We start from the raw sequence: 17944 nt of genomic DNA, 5'->3' as shown, positions 1-17944 counted from the left end.
CGCGTCCATCAACCTTCCTGTGCGCTCCCGAGCGGCGCATCGATCCTGAAGATCAGCCCTGCCGGTTCGTAGGCGATCGCGGTGTCGCCCCGGAAATAGGACCGGAGGGACCGCTCGATCATCACCGAACCGAACCCTCGGCGCGTCGGCGGCCGGACTTCGGGACCGCCAACCTCCTGCCATCGCAGGGCAAAACGAGGCTCGTCGGCATTCGCTCCCGCCCCGACCGACCAACTGAGCTCGACATGGCCGCTGTCGTTGGACAACGCGCCATATTTGATCGCGTTGGTCATCAGCTCGTGGAAGGCGAGCGTCAGCGCCAGCGACATCTGGGGATCGAAGCGGATCGTCGGGCCGGCGAAATGAAACCGCCCGGCGACGCTCTGATGCGAGGCGAGCGCGGTGCGCGCCAGGGTATGGAGGTCCGCCGCGGTCCAGTCGCTGCGCGTCAGCACGTCGGTCGCGCGGCCGAGCGCCGCCAGACGCGAGGCGAGCGCCTCGTTGGCGCTGTGCAGGTCGCCCGACTGACGCAGCGTCTGACTGGCCACCGCCTGGACGATCGCAAGCTGGTTCTTCAGCCGATGGCCGAGTTCGTGGTTGAGGAGTTCGAGCTGTCCCTCGCGCTGGACCAGCATCGCGTTGCTCGCAGCGAGATCGGTGGCACCGGTCGCCAACCGGCGGAACGCGTCGCGCAACTCGCCCGCGATCGCCGCCACCCCGCTGACGACCAGGACGTAGATGATGCTCGCCACCCATTGCTGGCCGGTCAGCCAGTAGCGCTGGCCCGGCGCGGCGATCACCCCTCCCGCCAGGATCGCCGACAGCAGCACGGCGTATAGGCCGGCCAGCCGCCCCATCGCGAGCGCGATGAGCAGGACCGCGGGGATGAACATGAGCCACGGCAGCAGGCTGGTCACAACCAGCGCGCGGATGATGTCGACGACGACGACGACCAGCGTGGCGATCACCAGCCGCGCGGGCAACGGCGGCGTGCGGGCGAGCGACCATGTCATCACCCGGTCGAAGGTGATTAGCGATCGGGCTCGGCTCATCCAGCTTTCCCGTTGCCGAAGCTCGTACCGAACCCGGTTGACCCGCATCCGGATGACGTCTCTTGGGGCGGCGGCTCGGGCGAACATCCGCGCCATCGACCTCCACAATGTTCAGGGATATTTTCCAAATCCGTACCGTTGTGTGCTGCGCCGCCGCAATGTCATGTGATAGACTGCGCCGCGCTGCAACTGGAGTTACGACGATGGCGATGCCCGATGATGCGGAATTCAAAGCGCAACTGCGGGAAATGGACGACAAGCTGATGTCGCTGATCGCCATCGCCGACGAGCAGGGCGATTTCCTGCTGGGTGCGCTGTTGTGCGACGCCCATGCGCATGTCGTCCGTCGCTACGTCGCGCTGCCGCAAGGGTCCTGACCCAGCCGAGGGATCATATCTCGCCGATAGTGGTTTAGTCGTCCACATCAGGGAGAGTCCGATGAACGCTCAGGGGTGTTCGGCCAAGCTGGCGAGACTGGCGCTTCTGTTGAGGTCGGAGCAGCGATCGGTCTTCGGGTCGGGTGTATCCACCTCTGACGGCTGGGACGTCATCCTGATCCTGTTCATCGCCGATGCGGACGGACGCCGGTTCACGGTCGGTGAGGTGGTCGCCAGGGCGGAAGGTGAGCCAGAGGCCACCAGGCGCAGGATCGCACATCTGAGTCACACCGGTGTGGTCGTCGGCGACGGTAGCGGGCATATGGATGACGTCATCACTCTTGCACCGATAGCGTTGACGGACGTTGAGGATATGCTCGAGCGGATGTGGGCCGGTTTCGGTACGCTATAGGGCAGCGAATAGTTGCGCGGTTCCGAACGCGGGTATGGTCGTCAAAGGCTTTGCGCTTCACCTCGCGCCCATGCCCAACACCGAACGCGCAGCTGCGCCGATGCCCGCGATCGCCATGCGATCGAACTTGATCCGCGCGGTCAGATAGGGTCCCTCTCGGGTATATCGGTCGGCGCTGAAATCGCGGTCGCGATAGCCGCTGACGTTGTAGCCGGCGGTGATCCACAGATTGCCCCCCGGCGAGAAGCCCACTGACGGACCGCCGCTGAACGCCAGCGCATGCGCGCTCCAGGCGTGCTGCACCGAGCCCTGAAGCCCGAAGTCGACATGCGTCGAGACGTCCTTGCGAAGGTCGATGCCGATCACGTCCACATACCCTTCGTACACGTCGTCGCCGAACAGGCCGCGGACGAACTTGGCGCCGTAATACAGGCTCGCCTCGATGCCGTGGCCGTTCTCGCGCGCGCCGCCCTGATAATCGACGGCCACGTTGTTGATGACCCGATCGGTCGTCTGCATGTCGTTGCCAACGGCGGGGACGCCGAGCACGTTGGCGTCCGTCACGGTCGCATCGGCATGTTCGTGGCGCAGCTGCAGCCGCTCCAGCACCGACCAGCGGCTGCCCAGCGGGCGCAGCGTGAGCGCGAGGTCGGCGGCGACGGAGGAGGCGACCGCGCCCGTCGCATCCTCGATCCGATATGCCTTGACGCTGCCCGCCAGCGTGCTGCCGCGGCCCAGCGCGCGCAGCATGTTGCTGGTCAGGCCCCAGCGCTCGACGCCCGCGCCGCCGCGATGCTCGATCCGGCCGTTCCATGACCAGAGCGTGGTCCGATAGGTCGCGCCCAGCGTCACTGCCGTATAGGGATCGTTGGTCTGCGTGTCCGTGCCCATGCCCGTCAGCGTGCCGGACGAGGTGGTGGTGACGGTCGACAGGCTGCCGCCCGACGCGATCGGCTGGAACGGCGTGACTGCCGCGGAGGAGTTGATGTGCCCGCTGATCGTGGTGCTGGCGTCCAGCGTCGCATCCACCGTCCAGTGGCGGCCGAGCGGCAGCGACTGGTTGAGGCCGTATTGCGCGAACGTCCGGCGCCCGTCCTCGCCCACCGCCTGCTGGTCGAGCGTTGACGACAGCCGCGCGCCCGTCCACGGCGAGACGTCGAAGCCGACCTGCGCGGTGTGCGCGACGAAGTCCTTGCCGCTCGCGATCTCATAGCCGCCGATCAGGCGGATGCCCGGCGAGATCCGGTAGGCAAGGTCGATCTGGTGGCGGACAGGGAAGTCGACGCTCGAATCCGCGCCACCGGGCGCGACCTGCGTCTGGCCCGACAGCGTCAGCTTGCCGCCGTCGAAGCTGCGGCTGCCGCCCAGCGTCAGCAACGCCGACGTCCGGTCGCCGCCGTCGAGCCCGCGATCGGCGGCATATTGCGCGCCGACGAACAGCGTGCCCGCCGCGCGCCGCCAATCGAGCCGAAGCTCGCCCGCGGTGCGCGATCCGGGGCTGTCGAGCTGGTCCTGGTGCCAGGCGGTGGCGACGAGCGTCAGCTGGTTCGCGATGCGCAGGCTGGCATCGAAGCCGAGCTTGCGCGTGCCCGCCTCCACGACGTTCTGCTGGCCGACGCCGAAGCCGCTGTCCTGTCGCCGGGCATAGGCGAGTACGTCGAGTGGCCCGCTGCGGCGTTCGATCTCAGCGAGCGCAGCGGTGCCCGCGCTAAGACCGCCGGGGCCACCGGCAGCCACTTCCAGGCGCACTTCGGTCGCGCGGTCGAGCTTGGCCTTCAGGTCGATGCCGATGACGGTGGCGTTGCCGACCGCCTGGTCGCGGATCGCGCCCACGCCGATCTGAACCGCGCCGTTCGCCAGTCGGGCCGCGACGCGTCCCGCGGCGGCGAGCTGGTCCGTATGGCCGCTCTCGACCTCATATTCCGCGACGATGAAGATCGGGTTGAGCGACGGGTCGCGGGTAAGGACGGGTGAGCGGAACCGCACCGTGCCAAGGTCCGTGTCGATGTCGTAATCGATGTGCCGGGTCAGCAACTGGCTGGAGACGATCAGCTCGGAGCGGAACCGGTCGCGCACCTCGATGCTGATCTTGTCGCTGTTGGGGACGATGCCGCGGACCGACAGGCGGTAGGGGCCGGTCAGGCCATTCCCCTGGATTTCGTCGCGGGCGTAGCGCGAGCTGCTCTGCGCGGCGAAGCCGGTCGCGCGGATGTGCTCGCCCTCATACGCCGCCTTCACGCCGTTCAGCGTGCGCGAATAACGGGTGAACTGCGCCTCGGTCATGCCGCTTTCGAAGTCGCCGAATAGCGCATAGGCCTGGCGCCGCTCCAGCCGGAGGTACAGCTTGCGGCGTGTGGGCGCGTCATAGGCCTGCGCGGAACCGTCGCCATAGACGGTGTAGTAGCGGTCGGGATCGATCGTGCCGAGCAGGCCGCGATCGGGGTCATAGGCGTGCTTGCTGTCATAGGCGATCGTCAGCAGCCACGATCCCTTGATGCGGCCTTTCGCATAGAGCGCGAGCTGGCCGTCGGTCACCGTGCGGCGCGTGTCCGCGCCAAGTGCCTGGCCATGGTGGCTGAGCGTGTCGTAGCCGAGCGAGCCCGAGCCGAAACCGACGATCGTCCAGCTCTTCTGCGACGCGGCGAGCCAGGCGCGCACCTCGCTGGTGCGCACCGTCTTGTCTTCGGTGAAGCTGGTGACGAGGTGGACGGCGCCCGCTTGGGTCGTGGGCTGCAGCGCGATGAACGCGAGGCCGTCGTCGCCGACGACGCGCGCCACGGTCGCGGACCGGTCGTGGCCGGCAAGCTGGCGGCGCTGCTCCAGCTCGACCTCGATCGCGGCGACATAGGGCTGGTCCACCTTGAACGGCACCAGCGTGCCCGCGCGCACCGGCCGCCCGGTCTTGTCGGTGACGCGCACCGCGACGAGCGGCCGCGTGATCCCGTCCGCGACCAGCCGGCTGACGGCGGGGACGAAGTCGGCGCGCCGCGGTTCGCCCGAGACGTGGACGACGCGCTCCAGCAGCTTGGCCACGCTCCCGTCCGCCGCCAGCACGCGCGCCACCAGCCTGTTGTCGCCGGTCACCAGCGGAATGCCGGTCCAGCGGGACACCGCCACGCCCGACCGGGCGTCGCCGTCGGTGCCGTCGAACGCCAGCGGATCGGTCCGCTCGTCATTGACCGTCAACGCCACGCGCTGGCTGGGCAGGTGCTTGATGACGACGCGCAGAACGGGCGCGCGCGGGTTGTGGTCGATCGCGGGGAACAGCCAGTCGACGCCCGGCGTCTGACCGGCGAGCCAGTCGCGGTTGCCGGCGGCGGCCGCATCGTCGGCGGTCGGTATCGGCAGCGCGGCCGTCGCGGTGGCGGTGCGGCCGGTCGCGATCAGCTGGAAGTCGGCGCGCTGGATCAGCCCGCCCGCACTCTCGACGAAGCGGTCGGTGGCGCTGCCGGCGTGGCGGGTGTCGCGCTCGCAGGCGATCGGGCGCAGGTTCCCCGGGATGTTGGCGACGTCGAGCGCGACGACATGCCGGCCCGCGCGGACGCCCTCGAAGTGATAGAGGCCGTCGCGGTCGGTGACGACGAACGTACCGTCCTCCATCAACAGCCGGATGCCCGGCACGCCCGCGCGCCGGCGCTCGGGAAGCCCGCACGGACCCGCCGTCACCCGGCCGAGGATCGTCAGCGCATCGGTGAACAACAGCGGCTGGATGCGGACCGACGCGGACGCCTGGTTGCTCGCCGCGCCCCCGCCGCCGGTCGCCTGCGCCTGGTTGAGTGCCTCGCCAACCGGCGCGCCCGGCGCGATCGAGACGACGTAGCTGACGTCGACCGTTCCCGCTGCGGCCAGCGTGGCTGTCGGGAAGTCGAGCGTTCGCCCGTCCGCCGCCACCGTCGGTTCGGACGCACCGCGGGTCGATCCGCGCTGGTAGCGAAGGCCGACGGGCAGCGTGTCGGCGATGTGGATGCCGCTCGCCGCGCCGGTCCCGCGGTTGGTGAGCGTCAGATGATATTGGACGAAATCGCCGGGCGACGCCTGGCGGACCGATGCCGTCTTGGCGAGGATCAGCGAGGGCGCGGCGGCCATCGCGCCGGCGACCGTATCGACGGGGATGTCGGCGTAGAACGGCCGCTGATCGGCGAGCGTCAGCGTCCCGCCGTAGCTCGCGGCGTTCAGCACGTACGGAGCGCCCGTCGCGTCCTTCAGCGTGGCGACCTGCGCCGGATCGTGCGTCGACGGCGCGACATAGGGGCTCGGCGGCTCGACCTTGAGCGTGTAGGTTCCAGGCGGCGCGAGCGGGAAGCGATAGCGGCCCGTGATCGCGGGATAGGTGCGGCCGCTGGCGTCGGTGACCGCCTCGCCCGACACCACGCTCGACGGATAGCGGCTGACGCCGTCATCGCCGAACACCGTCGCCGGCTGGCCGCTCGCGTCGAGCAGCGTCACCTTGGCGCCGTCAACGAGCGCGGCGGTGGTCGAGTCGAAGACGAAGCCGGCGGGATCGATCAACAACGAGAGCGACGAGGCGTAGCTGTACTGATCCTCGGCGAAACTGACGCTCACCGACTGGCCGCGCTGTACGGTCGGGTCGCAGGCTGCGAGTTCGGGGTGCGTTTCGCCGGCCGGGATGCCGCTGGCGAAGACGCCGCTGTCGGGCGCGGTCTCGGTGAGCGACGACATGGTCGTCTTGCCGTCGAATTGGACAGCGATCGCGATGCGCTCGCGCACGGTGGGGTCGCGATTGTCGCCCTGGTCGTCGAGCGCGATGATATAGGGGGTATGGACGTCGATCGCGTTCAGGAGCGGCGCCTTGGCGAGCACGTCCGCGTCGATCACGGCCGGCGTAAACTTCATCACCGGCTGCGTCTCGCACTTCAGCCCGGTGAGCTCATAGCCGGGGGGCAGCAGGTGGAAGGTGAACGAGGTCGGCCGCTTGGCGGGCGCGACGTCGAGCGACACGGTGTTGGACGCGACGCTGTTTCGCCCGGTATCGCCGGCGAAGCTGAGCGTCGCGGTATTGGCGACATGGGACACCGTCGTCTGCGCGGCCAGGCCGACGCCCGACAGCGCGAGGACGAGCGCTACAGCGCGTGCGAGATGCCGGGCGGTGGGCATGCGGGGTCAGTTCCCGACGCGTGGGGTGCGCGCCGGGATCACGATTCCTTTCGGGGGTGGTGGGTCTAGTTGACGGTCACGCGGAAGGCCGCCGCCACGGACGCGCCGCCGGCCAGCGTCGGTATCGTGGCGGTCACCGTCTTGGTGCTGCCGTTGAACGATCCGCCGTAAAGTCCGGTGGTCGAACCGTCGTCCGCGACCGGTACGCCGTTCAGCACGCAGACGCCGGCCGCGCCGATGCCGCCGACGCTGATCGATCCGGGGACGTAGGTGGTGTTGGCCGGGATCATGTCCGTCAACGAGACGCCGCTCGCCGGGACGGTCAACGTGCTGTTGGTGACGGTCAGGCAATATTGCACGACCGCGCCGGGCAGTGCCTTGGGATTGGTCGCATCCACGCCATCGGAGAGGACTTGGGACGTCTTGACGACCGACAGGGCGACGGTGTGCGTACCGACTTCATAGGCAAGGTACGCTCGCGCCTGGCCGTTGCGCGCCGTGTCCACGCCCAACGCACCGTCCGAATCGTTGTCCGCGAACACCACGTCGACGACATTGTCCTGGTTCGCGACGCCGAGGTCGGTCGCCATCAGCGCGGCGCCCTGCGTGCCTGCCGTGCCGCCGGCTGCCACCGTCGCCTTCAGGTCGACGAAGGCCAGGTTGGCGCCCGGGGTAGTCGGGATGTCGCCGACTACGAACACGGTTGCGCTGGCATCCTCGGGCAGCTCGTCGACGAACGTCGCGGTGTCCACGCCCGGATCGTAGACGCCGTTGCCGTTCGAATCGACGAACACCTTCAGGTTCGCGGCGTCGAAATTGTCGGTGCCGGGCAGGAGGCCGGCGGAAACGACCTGGTCGGCGTTCAGGATGAAGTCCTGCGTGCCGTTGGTGTTGTTGGTCAGCTTGAACGTCAGCACCGCGCCCGCCTGGCCCAGATTGACCTGGGTGTTGGTGGCCGGCGTGGGGACGAGCGTCAGGTTGACCTTGCGATCGACGACGAACGTCGCGGTGTTGGACGTCGCATTCTGCACCGAGCCGTTGACGGTGAAGCTCGCCTGCGCGGTATTGCTGACGACGGTGCCGGCGGCGGTGCCGGACGTGGTGGTCTGCGCCTGGGCGACGCCGGCACCCGCGACGATCGCGGTTCCAGCGAGGAGCATATGGCTTAGTCGGTTCGTGTACATGGTTTTTCCTCCTGTTTTGGTCGGGTGATACGCGGTCACTTGATGGTGCCTTCGAAGGCGAGCTCGCCCTGGCCGCCGGGCGCGAGCGGCGCGGACAGCGGCCAGCGGACCGCCGTCACGTCCGCAGCGCGGACGGGCCGTGTCCCGCCGCCGGCGGCGGGCACGATCAGCGTGGACAAGAGCCCGTAGTGGCTTCCGTCGGCGGAGACTTCAGGGTCCGGGGATCCGGCGTGAGGCCCGCGAAAGGCGATGGACGACGGCAGCGGGTCGGCGAGCGCGACGTTGCCGAGCGGCTGCGTACCGGCGTTGCGATAGCCGAGCAGGATCACGACGCGGTCGCCGGGACCGACGCGATCAGGCTTGGCGAGCACGATGCGGGTGGTGCCGTCAGGCGCGGCATGGCGCTGCTCCACCATCACGCGGGTCGTGATGACGAGCGGGCCGGCCGGCGCCGCGAGGGCGGGGTAGGCAAGAGTCGACGCAGCGAGCGCAAGGCTCGCGGCGATGGGATGGCGGCGGGATTTCATTGGGATTCTCCTCACTGAAGGACGACCTGGAACCGGACGGTGTGGGTGATGCTGCCACCGGGACTTGGCGGCGCGGCGACGTCGCCGAGCGACACGCCGATGCCCGTGCTGCTGGCGGTGCCGGCATCGGCGTCGGCCGCGTCGGTCAGCGCCGCGCCGTCGAGGGTCAGGCTGCCCGGCACGTAGCGGGTGCCCGCGGGTATCGGATCGTCGATCCGTGCCGCCAGGCGCCGGTCGGCGAACGTCGCCAGCAGCGTGTAGGTGACGGTTGCGCCGCTCACGGCCTGCGCGCTTCCGTCGGGCGCCTGCACCGACTGGGTCTTGAGGAGGGTCGGCGCTGCCGCGGCAGTGAGCGCGAGCGGGAAGGCGACGTGGGCCGTGGCTCCTGTCGGCCCCACCACCGCATCCGAGCCGCCGTCGCCCGCGCCCGCGAACGTCGTGCCGGGCGCACCGGAGCCGGTGACCGCTCGGGCGGCCAGCGTCACGGTGCCACCGTCGCCGGCGCTGGCGACGCCATCGACCAGCACGAGCAGCGATAGCGCGGCGCCGGGATCGAGCACCGGTGTGACGCCCTGCGTCAGCATCGTGTCGTGCGCGGGATCGTACAGGCCGTTGCCGTCGACATCGATCGCGATGCCGCGAATGGTAACGCCGTCGGGCCCGGTCGCCGAGAGCGAGAACGCTTCGCTGCCGTTGCCACGATTGGTGAGCATCGCGGGGAACGTCGCCGGTGCTCGCCGATCGCCCACCGTCAACGACAGGTCCAGCCGTTCGACGACAAGGAAGGTCACCGCGTTCGACGGGGCCGCGATCGGATTGCCGGCGACGTTTGCGGACGCCGCTGCGACGTTGGTGATCGCGGTTCCCGCGCGCGTCTGCGCCTGCGCCCGTTCGGCCGCCAGCAGCGACAACAACGCGACGACCACCATGAGCACAGGTGGAAGCCGGTAAGTTGTCGCTTCGGATACAGAATGGATGCGCAAGTGACCCCCTCGATCGGAGGTGTTTTCATGCAGCTGGCTAAACGGATTCTTACAAAACCAAAGTGAGACACTTTAGTTCTGGTGAAGACACTCTAGGTCTCCTATCGCTTACTGGACGCGGAGCAGCAGATCGCGCCGCCATCCTCCGATAAACTCAAATTGAGGCCTATCGTCTCTCGCCGGCCGCGCCCGGACGACTCACTTGGGTGCGGTTGCGCTGAGATAGGCCTCCAGCGCGGATTGTCCCGCGTACGTCAGCGACACCTCGATCCGGCGCCGATCGAGCGGGTCCGTCGCGCGCGTGACGAGGCCGAGCCGGTCCAGATGGTCGATCCAGCGCTGCGATGTGGTCGCCGGCGCGTCCACCATCGCCACCAGCGACTTGACGTTCATCGGATGCCCATTGCGATCGGCGATGTAGATCGCGATCAGCATGTCCCAACCCGGTTCCCGGAACAGATCGGCCGGCAGGAACCGCTTGCGCAACTGACGATGGCGCAGCAGCCCGGCCGCTTGTTGGGCCATCGCCTGTTGCGGCGAGGCCGCGACGATCGTCGGCGCCCCTTCGGTTGCATCCGCAATCCGGCTAAGATCGCTCGTCACGTCGCGTAAACGCAGCATGATGTCCTTGATTCGATGTTCCACTGATGTCGTCATCGCACCCACGGCATGTTAACCGAGATGAATGTTAAGCGAACGGGGTCGTGACGCAATCTACGAAATAGGGTCAGCAATCCTTATCAAAACCGAAGTGGGGTAGAGTCGGGAACGGTGGCATCGCTTTTCGTCTGGCAGGCGGGCGTGCTAGCGGCTCCAAGACGATAGACCTGGCAGAGGACCCGGCAGTGACCCCCGATTTCGACTTCGCCTTGGGCGAGACCGCGGAGATGATCCGCGACAGCACCCGTCGGTTTGCGACCAACCGGATCGCCCCGCTTGCCATACGGATCGATGCGGAGGACTGGTTCCCCCGCGACGAGTTGTGGCGCGCGATGGGCGAATTGGGGCTGCACGGCATCACCGTTGAGGAACAATGGGGCGGCCTCGGCCTCGGCTATCTCGAGCATGTCGTCGCGGTGGAGGAGGTGAGCCGTGCGTCCGCCTCGATCGGGCTCAGCTACGGCGCGCATTCCAACCTGTGCGTCAACCAGATCCGCCGCTGGGGAAGCGACGAGCAGAGGGCGAAGTATCTGCCCAGACTGGTGAGCGGCGAGCATGTCGGCAGCCTCGCGATGTCGGAGGTGAGCGCGGGATCCGACGTCGTCTCGATGAAGCTCAAGGCCCGCGCGACGGACGCCGGCTATGTGTTGGACGGCACCAAGTTCTGGATCACCAACGCGACTTACGCCGATACGCTGGTCGTCTATGCCAGGACGGGGGAGGGCAGCCGCGGCATCACGGCCTTCCTGATCGAGAAGGGCATGGCCGGTTTCTCGATCGGCCAGAAGATCGACAAGATGGGCATGCGCGGATCGCCGACCGCCGAATTGGTGTTCCAGGACTGCGAGGTGCCGGCCGCGAACGTCATGGGGCCGCTGAACGGCGGCGTTGGCGTGCTAATGAGCGGGCTGGATTACGAGCGCGCGGTCCTCGCGGGCATCCAGCTCGGCATCATGCAGGCGTGTCTCGACGTCGTCGTGCCCTATGTCCGCGAGCGCCGGCAGTTCGGGCAGGCGATCGGCGGCTTCCAGTTGATGCAGGCCAAGGTCGCGGACATGTACGTCGCGCTCAACTCGGCGCGCGCCTATGTCTATGCGGTGGCGCGAAGCTGCGACCTCGGCCGCACCACGCGGTTCGACGCGGCGGGCGCGATCCTGCTGGCGAGCGAGAACGCGGTGCGCGTCGCGCTGGAGGCGATCCAGGCGCTCGGCGGCGCGGGCTATACCAAGGACTGGCCGGTGGAACGGTATCTGCGCGATGCCAAGCTGCTCGACATCGGCGCGGGCACCAACGAGATCAGGCGGATGCTGATCGGCCGGGAACTGATCGGCCACAACCCGCCGGTGGCGCAGTGAGGGGCTGCTCCATCATCCTCCCCGAGCTTGTCTCGGGGAGGGGGACCATGCGCAGCATGGTGGAGGGGCAGGGCGCTTTCCCGCCGCTGACGCGGCGGCCCCTCCACCAGCCTCCGGCTGGTCCCCCTCCCCGAGCAAGCTCGGGGAGGATGGGCTCGTGACCGCCCCCGTACTCGATACCAAACTGGCGCCCGACGGCGACGCCTTCCGCGCCAATGCTGCGCACAATCGCGCGCTGGTCGCGGAGCTTCGCGCCAAGGTCGCGGGGGCCGCGCTCGGCGGATCCGCCGCCGCCCGCGAGCGGCACGCGGCGCGTGGCAAGCTGCTGCCCCGCGAGCGCGTCGAACGTCTGCTCGATCCCGGATCGCCGTTCCTGGAGATCGGCCAGCTTGCCGCTCATGGCCTCTATGGCGGCGAGGTGCCGGGCGCAGGGGTGATCGCGGGCATCGGCCGCGTGTCGGGGCGCCAGTGCATGATCGTCTGCAACGACGCGACCGTGAAGGGCGGCACCTATTACCCGCTGACCGTCAAGAAGCACCTGCGCGCGCAGGAGATCGCGGCCGAGAACCGACTGCCGTGCCTCTATCTGGTCGATTCGGGCGGCGCCAACCTGCCACACCAGGCCGAGGTGTTCCCGGATCGTGACCATTTCGGACGCATCTTCTACAATCAGGCGACCATGTCGGCCGCCGGCATCGCGCAGATCGCCTGTGTGATGGGCAGCTGCACCGCCGGCGGCGCCTATGTCCCCGCCATGAGCGATGAGAGCGTGATCGTGCGTGGGCAGGGCACCATCTTCCTCGCCGGCCCGCCGTTGGTGAAGGCCGCGACCGGCGAGGTCATCTCCGCGGAGGAACTGGGCGGCGCGGACACGCACGGGCGCCGCTCGGGCGTGGTGGACCACGTCGCCGAGAACGATCTCCATGCGCTGACGATCGTGCGCGACATCGTCTCGACGCTGCCGCCGGCCGAGCAGGCCTGCGTCAACCGCCGCGAACCGCGCCCGCCGCGTCACGCCGCCGAGGAGCTGTACGGCGTCATCCCCGATGATGTGCGCGCGCCCTACGACGTGCGCGAGGTAATCGCGCGGCTGGTCGACGGATCGGAGTTCCACGCGTTCAAGCCGCTGTACGGCGCGTCGCTCGTCTGCGGGTTCGCGCACGTCTGGGGCCTGCCGGTGGCGATCCTCGCCAACAACGGCGTGCTGTTCTCCGAATCCGCGCAGAAGGGCGCGCACTTCATCGAACTGGCGCAGCAGCGCCGCGTGCCGTTGCTGTTCCTCCAGAACATATCGGGCTTCATGGTCGGCGGCCGATACGAGGCGGAAGGGATCGCCAAGCATGGCGCGAAGCTCGTGACGGCGGTCGCGACGGCGACGGTGCCCAAGATCACGATCCTGATCGGCGGCAGCTTCGGCGCGGGCAATTACGGAATGGCCGGCCGCGCCTATGGCCCACGCTTCCTGTTCAGCTGGCCCAATGCGCGGATCAGCGTGATGGGCGGCGAACAGGCGGCGAGCGTGCTCGCGACCGTCCACCGCGACGCAGGAATCTGGACGCCCGAGGAGGCGGAGGCGTTCAAGGCCCCGATTCGGCAGAAATACGAGGACGAGGGCAATCCCTATTACGCCACCGCCCGCCTTTGGGACGATGGCGTGATCGATCCCGTACAGACGCGCGACGTGCTGGGCCTGGCCTTGGCCGCGACGTTGGAGGCGCCGATCGCGGAGACACGCTTCGGCGTGTTCAGGATGTGACTAACACGGTTATCATCGCCGGCTCCGGTCATCCGGATGTGGCAACGGCCGCGACGCTGAAAGCGGCTCTGGACGCAGCCGAGAACGGCATCAGCGATCGCTTCGTTATCATCGAGCGAGCAGACGAGACCTACATGCAATGTCTCGTGACTAGCGGATGGCGCCTTGAGAAGAGAGAGGGCGATAAGTCCAATCACTATGTCGCCAGTAGGCACGACAAAGACGTGTTGACTGAACAGAGACTCGCTTTCCTGGCTAAGATCGCCGATCGAGGCGAGGCTTTGATATCAAAGTTAGACCGAAACGATGTCGAAGACGCCATGATCGCCTATATGTCGGGACAGGATAATCCTCATTGGCTGATCTGGAGTCGGATCACGGTATGATCCGGTCGCTCCTCATCGCCAACCGCGGCGAGATCGCCTGCCGCGTTATCCGCACCGCGCGGGCGTTGGGCATCCGTACGGTCGCCGTCTATTCGGATGCCGACGCGCAGGCGCTGCACGTCCGCCAGGCCGACGAGGCGGTGCATATCGGCGCGTCGCCGGCGCGCGAAAGCTATTTGGTCGGCGAGCGGATCATCGCCGCGGCGTTGTCGAGACGGGCGGAGGCGATCCATCCGGGCTATGGCTTCCTGTCGGAGAACGCCGAGTTCGCGCAAGGCGTGATCGACGCTGGGCTGGTGTGGGTCGGCCCACGCCCTGATTCGATCCGGGCGATGGGGCTGAAGGACGCGGCCAAGGCGCGGATGATCGCCGCGGGCGTGCCGGTGACGCCGGGCTATCTGGGGGATGACCAGTCGCCGGAACGGCTGCAGGCGGAGGCCGACGCGATCGGCTATCCGGTGCTCATCAAGGCGGTCGCGGGCGGCGGCGGCAAGGGCATGCGGCAAGTCGATGCTGCGCAGCAATTCGGTGCAGCATTGCAGTCGTGTCGACGCGAAGCGGCATCCTCGTTCGGCGACGACCGGGTACTGATCGAGAAATACATCCTCTCGCCGCGGCACATCGAGGTGCAGGTGTTCGGCGACACGTACGGTCAGGTCGTCCACCTGTTCGAACGCGACTGCTCGCTCCAGCGTCGCCACCAGAAGGTGATCGAGGAGGCGCCCGCGCCGGGCATGGACCCGCACACGCGAGAGCTGGTCTGCGCGTCGGCCGTCCGGGCCGCGGAGGCGGTCGACTATGTCGGCGCGGGCACGATCGAGTTCATCGCCGACGCGAGCGAGGGGCTGAGAGCGGACCGCATCTGGTTCATGGAGATGAACACGCGGCTCCAGGTGGAGCATCCGGTGACGGAGGAGATCACCGGCGTCGATCTGGTCGAATGGCAATTACGCGTGGCGTCGGGCGAGCCGTTACCTAGGCGGCAGGAGGAGTTGAGCATCGACGGCTGGGCTATCGAGGCGCGGCTGTATGCGGAAGACCCGGCGAAGGGGTTCTTGCCGAGCGTCGGGCGGCTAGAGATATATCGACGTCAGGATACAGTCCGGGAAGACACCGGCGTGTCCGAAGGCGATGTGATCTCGCCGTTCTACGATCCGATGATCGCTAAGTTGATTGCACATGCCGGCAACCGCCTCGACGCGATCGAACAGCTAAGCGCGGCTTGCCACGCAACCGACATCTATCCCGTCAGGACCAATGCTGCCTTTCTGCGTAGAGCTCTGGACGACGATGGTTTCCGAGCTGGGCATGTCGACACCGGCTTTATCGAGCGAAATGCATCCACGCTGATACCGCCGGACGCTCCTCGTGAGACTGTCTTCCATGACGCTGTCACCACCTTGGCGGCCTATGAACAGGAGGGAAGAGCATTCTCCAGCAACGGCGCCGAGCCGCTTGCCGATCCTTCGGGCAAACCTTGGCGTGATATCACGGGTTTCCGATTGAACGGTCTTTCGAACCTAACCATCCGCGTGATGCATGCCGGCCAGGTGCACGAACGTGATCTAACTGCGACTTGGCAGAACCGCTTTCCGGTGTTTGCCGAACCTGTGTCGGACGGCTTCGTGATCTGGGACGATGCGCAGAACTTCCTTTTCAAGCCCGAGCGGCACGACGGGATCGCCACGGGCACTGCCGCCGACGGCGCGATCCTCTCGCCGATGCCGGGCCGCGTCATCGCGGTGGAGGTCGCCGCGGGCGACGCGGTCGCCAAGGGGCAGCGGCTCGTCGTGCTGGAGGCGATGAAGATGGAGCATGAGCTCATCGCGCCGTTCGACGGGACGGTCGCGGCGGTCAATGCGAGCGTGGGCGGGCAGGTGACGGAGGGGACGCTGCTGGTGCGGGTGGAGCGGGCGGATGCCGCCGGCCGCGATCCTTTTCCTTCGTCACCCCGGCCCTGAGCCGGGGCCCCGCTGCCTTTCGAAGCCGGCGGCTCAAGAAGCGGGACCCCGGGTCAAGCCCGGGGTGACGAATGAGGGTCGGCTTGGAACCTCAACCCCGCGCCGTCCGGAACCGCGCCAGCCCGGCTTCCAGGTCCGCGATCAGATCGTCCGCGTCCTCCAGTCCGATCTGCAACCGCACCAGCGGCCCGGCGTAGCGGCGCTTGGCGACGGTCCGGTATCGTTCCGGATCAATCGGCAGCGCCAGGCTCTCGAACCCGCCCCAGCTATAACCGATGCCGAAATGCTTCAGGCCGTCGATGAACGCCGCCCGTGACGCCTCGTCGCCATCGCGCAGCGCAAAGGCGAACAGGCCCGATGCGCCCGTGAAGTCGCGCAGGAACGTCTCGTGTCCGGGGCAGCCGGGCAGGGCGGGATGCAACACCTCGCCCACCTCCGGCCGTTCGGCGAGCCAGCGGGCGATCCGCAGTGCGCTTGTCCCGTGCTGGCGCAGCCGTACCGCCATCGTGCGGAGGCCCCGGCTCGCGAGCCAGGCGTCGTCGGGCGCGACGTGCTGGCCGAGCTGGAAGCTCGCGTCGCGAAGGCGCGCGAACCGGCCGGGGGCGGCGGTGACCGAGCCGAGCATGACGTCCGAATGGCCGACGACATATTTGGTGCAGGCCAGGATCGCATAATCGACGCCAGCCGCGATCGCCGGGAACAGCAGCGGCGTCGCCCAGGTGTTGTCGAGCAGCGTCACGATCCCGCGCGCCTTCGCGACCGCGCAGATGGCTGGGACGTCGCCCACCTCGAACGTCAGGCTGCCGGGGCTTTCGAGGAAGATCGCCTTTGTCGCCGGGCCGATCAGCTCGGCGATCCCTGCGCCGATCAGCGGGTCGAAGTAGCGCGTCGTGATCCCCATCCGCCTGAGCAGGCCCTCCGCCAGATTGCGCGTCGGATCATAGGCGTTGTCGACCAGCAGCAGCTCGTCGCCCGGTGACAGCACGGCGAGCAGCGCGGCCGCGATCGCGGCGACGCCGGACGGGTAGAGGAACGTCCCCTCCGCTCCCGGCTCCAGCTCCGTCAGCGCGTCGGCGAGGCTCCACTGCGTCGGCGTGCCGCGGCGGCCGTAGAACAGCCGGTGGTGCGTGTTCGCCGCCCCCGCCGCGCGCAGGTCCGCGACGCTGTCGTACAGGATGGTGGACGCGCGCCAGACGGGCGTGTTGACGATCCCTTGCGTCCACTCGGGTCGGCGCCCTGCCTCGACGACGCGGGTCGAGGAGCCGTGCGGGGTCTCGGGATCGTTCATGCCGGGCCGATCGCTTTCGGGGTGGAGGGGTCGGCGCCCCATTCGGACCAACTGCCGTCGTACAGCGATGCCTGGTGACCGAGCAGGTGCGCGCCGAACGCGAGGACGGCGGCCGTGACGCCGGACCCGCACGTCGTCACCAACGGTCGGTGCCAGTCGACCCCGGCGTCCGCGAAGGCGGTTTCCAGCTCCGCGCCGCGCTTCCAGATGCCGTTGGACGCGAATAATTGCGTGTACGGCAGGTTGGCCGAGCCCGGGATATGGCCGGCGGCGGTGCCGGGACGCGGGTCGGCCTCCTCGCCGGTGAAGCGCGCCGCCGAGCGGGCGTCGACGATCCGCGCGCCACCATCGGAGACGAGGGCGCGCATCTGGTCGAGCGTCCGCAGCCGAGACGCGTCGGGCAGGGCGCTGACGGTGCCGCGCGCCGGCTCGGCCTCGTCCCCGGCCGCGAGCGGACGGCCCTCGGCTCGCCACCTGGCGATGCCGCCGTCGAGCAGTGCGACGCGGGTGATGCCGAATGCCACGAGCAGCCACCAGGCGCGCGCCGATGTGTGATGCTGCACGTCGTCGTACAGCACAATCCGGCTGTGGGCGGCGATGCCCAGCGCCCGCAGCCGCTCCGTTACCAGCGCGGCGGCCGGGATCGTCGAGGGAAGGGCCGCGTCCCGATCGACCAGCGTATCGAGGTCGAGGAAGCGCGCGCCCTGGATGTGCCCAGCGCGGTAGGCAGCAAGCGGGTCGCGGGGTGCGGAACCGGGGATGGTGGACGTATAGCTCGCATCGAGCACCACCAGATCGGCCTCGTCCAGATGCTCGGCGAGCCATGCGGGGGTGACGAGCGCGTCCATGTCCGCCGTGCCTAAAGGCTTCGGCGCGGTGCCGCCACCC

The 17944-nt window shown here is 68.3% G+C and carries 14 protein-coding genes; 6 read left to right on the top strand and 8 right to left on the bottom strand.

Annotated elements, in window-relative coordinates:
- Positions 1-8: 8 nt before the first annotated feature.
- Positions 9-1052, bottom strand: coding sequence for a sensor histidine kinase (locus tag ACFE65_RS08590; protein ID WP_375381944.1), 1044 nt, complete (start codon positions 1050-1052; stop codon positions 9-11).
- A gap of 203 nt (positions 1053-1255) precedes the next feature.
- Between ACFE65_RS08590 and ACFE65_RS08585 the strand changes: the two genes are divergently transcribed.
- Positions 1256-1429 carry a hypothetical protein gene (locus ACFE65_RS08585; protein ID WP_375381943.1) on the top strand — a complete coding sequence of 58 codons (174 nt, stop codon included), beginning with the start codon at positions 1256-1258 and terminating at the stop codon, positions 1427-1429.
- A gap of 61 nt (positions 1430-1490) precedes the next feature.
- On the top strand, positions 1491-1841 hold the full coding sequence (locus tag ACFE65_RS08580; protein WP_375381942.1) for a hypothetical protein: 351 nt from the start codon (positions 1491-1493) through the stop codon (positions 1839-1841).
- Positions 1842-1898: 57 nt separating this feature from the next.
- On the opposite strand, the gene ACFE65_RS08575 is transcribed toward ACFE65_RS08580, so the two are convergent.
- The 5 genes from ACFE65_RS08575 to ACFE65_RS08555 all read right to left on the bottom strand — a co-directional run bounded on the left by ACFE65_RS08575 (position 1899) and on the right by ACFE65_RS08555 (position 10271).
- Entirely contained in the window at positions 1899-6956 is a 5058-nt protein-coding gene (locus ACFE65_RS08575) for a hypothetical protein (protein ID WP_375381941.1), read from the bottom strand.
- Positions 6957-7021: 65 nt separating this feature from the next.
- Positions 7022-8140: a DUF11 domain-containing protein gene (locus tag ACFE65_RS08570; RefSeq protein ID WP_375381940.1), complete on the bottom strand. Its 1119-nt coding sequence runs from the start codon at positions 8138-8140 to the stop codon at positions 7022-7024.
- 35 nt (positions 8141-8175) lie between these two features.
- Positions 8176-8667 (bottom strand): hypothetical protein, encoded by a 492-nt coding sequence (locus tag ACFE65_RS08565; RefSeq protein WP_375381939.1) that lies wholly within the window; start codon positions 8665-8667, stop codon positions 8176-8178.
- Between the two features lie 11 nt (positions 8668-8678).
- Positions 8679-9596, bottom strand: a complete 918-nt coding sequence (locus tag ACFE65_RS08560; RefSeq protein ID WP_375381938.1) for a hypothetical protein — start codon at positions 9594-9596, stop codon at positions 8679-8681.
- Positions 9597-9848: 252 nt separating this feature from the next.
- Complete coding sequence (locus ACFE65_RS08555) at positions 9849-10271, bottom strand: hypothetical protein (RefSeq protein ID WP_375381937.1); 423 nt, start codon at positions 10269-10271, stop codon at positions 9849-9851.
- 224 nt (positions 10272-10495) lie between these two features.
- Between ACFE65_RS08555 and ACFE65_RS08550 the strand changes: the two genes are divergently transcribed.
- From ACFE65_RS08550 to ACFE65_RS08535, 4 genes are all read left to right on the top strand, one after another.
- Positions 10496-11665: an acyl-CoA dehydrogenase family protein gene (locus ACFE65_RS08550; RefSeq protein WP_375381936.1), complete on the top strand. Its 1170-nt coding sequence runs from the start codon at positions 10496-10498 to the stop codon at positions 11663-11665.
- 157 nt (positions 11666-11822) lie between these two features.
- Positions 11823-13421, top strand: a complete 1599-nt coding sequence (locus ACFE65_RS08545; RefSeq protein ID WP_375381935.1) for a carboxyl transferase domain-containing protein — start codon at positions 11823-11825, stop codon at positions 13419-13421.
- A complete protein-coding gene (locus tag ACFE65_RS08540) occupies positions 13418-13807 on the top strand; it encodes a hypothetical protein (RefSeq protein WP_375381934.1) in 390 nt (129 codons plus the stop codon). The genes ACFE65_RS08545 and ACFE65_RS08540 overlap by 4 nt, the downstream gene beginning before the upstream one ends.
- Entirely contained in the window at positions 13804-15768 is a 1965-nt protein-coding gene (locus ACFE65_RS08535) for an acetyl/propionyl/methylcrotonyl-CoA carboxylase subunit alpha (protein WP_375381933.1), read from the top strand. Before ACFE65_RS08540 ends, ACFE65_RS08535 begins: the two co-directional genes overlap by 4 nt.
- A 91-nt stretch (positions 15769-15859) precedes the next feature.
- Here the strand turns inward: ACFE65_RS08535 and metC are convergent, their stop codons facing one another.
- The gene (gene metC / locus ACFE65_RS08530; protein WP_375381932.1) at positions 15860-17056 is read right to left on the bottom strand and encodes a cystathionine beta-lyase; all 1197 of its coding nucleotides are present in this window, start codon (positions 17054-17056) and stop codon (positions 15860-15862) included.
- Entirely contained in the window at positions 17053-17904 is an 852-nt protein-coding gene (locus ACFE65_RS08525; protein WP_375381931.1) for a sulfurtransferase, read from the bottom strand. The genes metC and ACFE65_RS08525 overlap by 4 nt, the downstream gene beginning before the upstream one ends.
- Positions 17905-17944: the final 40 nt, after the last annotated feature.

The organism is uncultured Sphingomonas sp., from assembly GCF_964237335.1.
Classification (GTDB): Bacteria; Pseudomonadota; Alphaproteobacteria; order Sphingomonadales; family Sphingomonadaceae; genus Sphingomonas.
The sequence above is the reverse complement of the archived record's forward strand: the minus strand, read 5'-3'. Positions and strand labels throughout refer to the sequence as shown.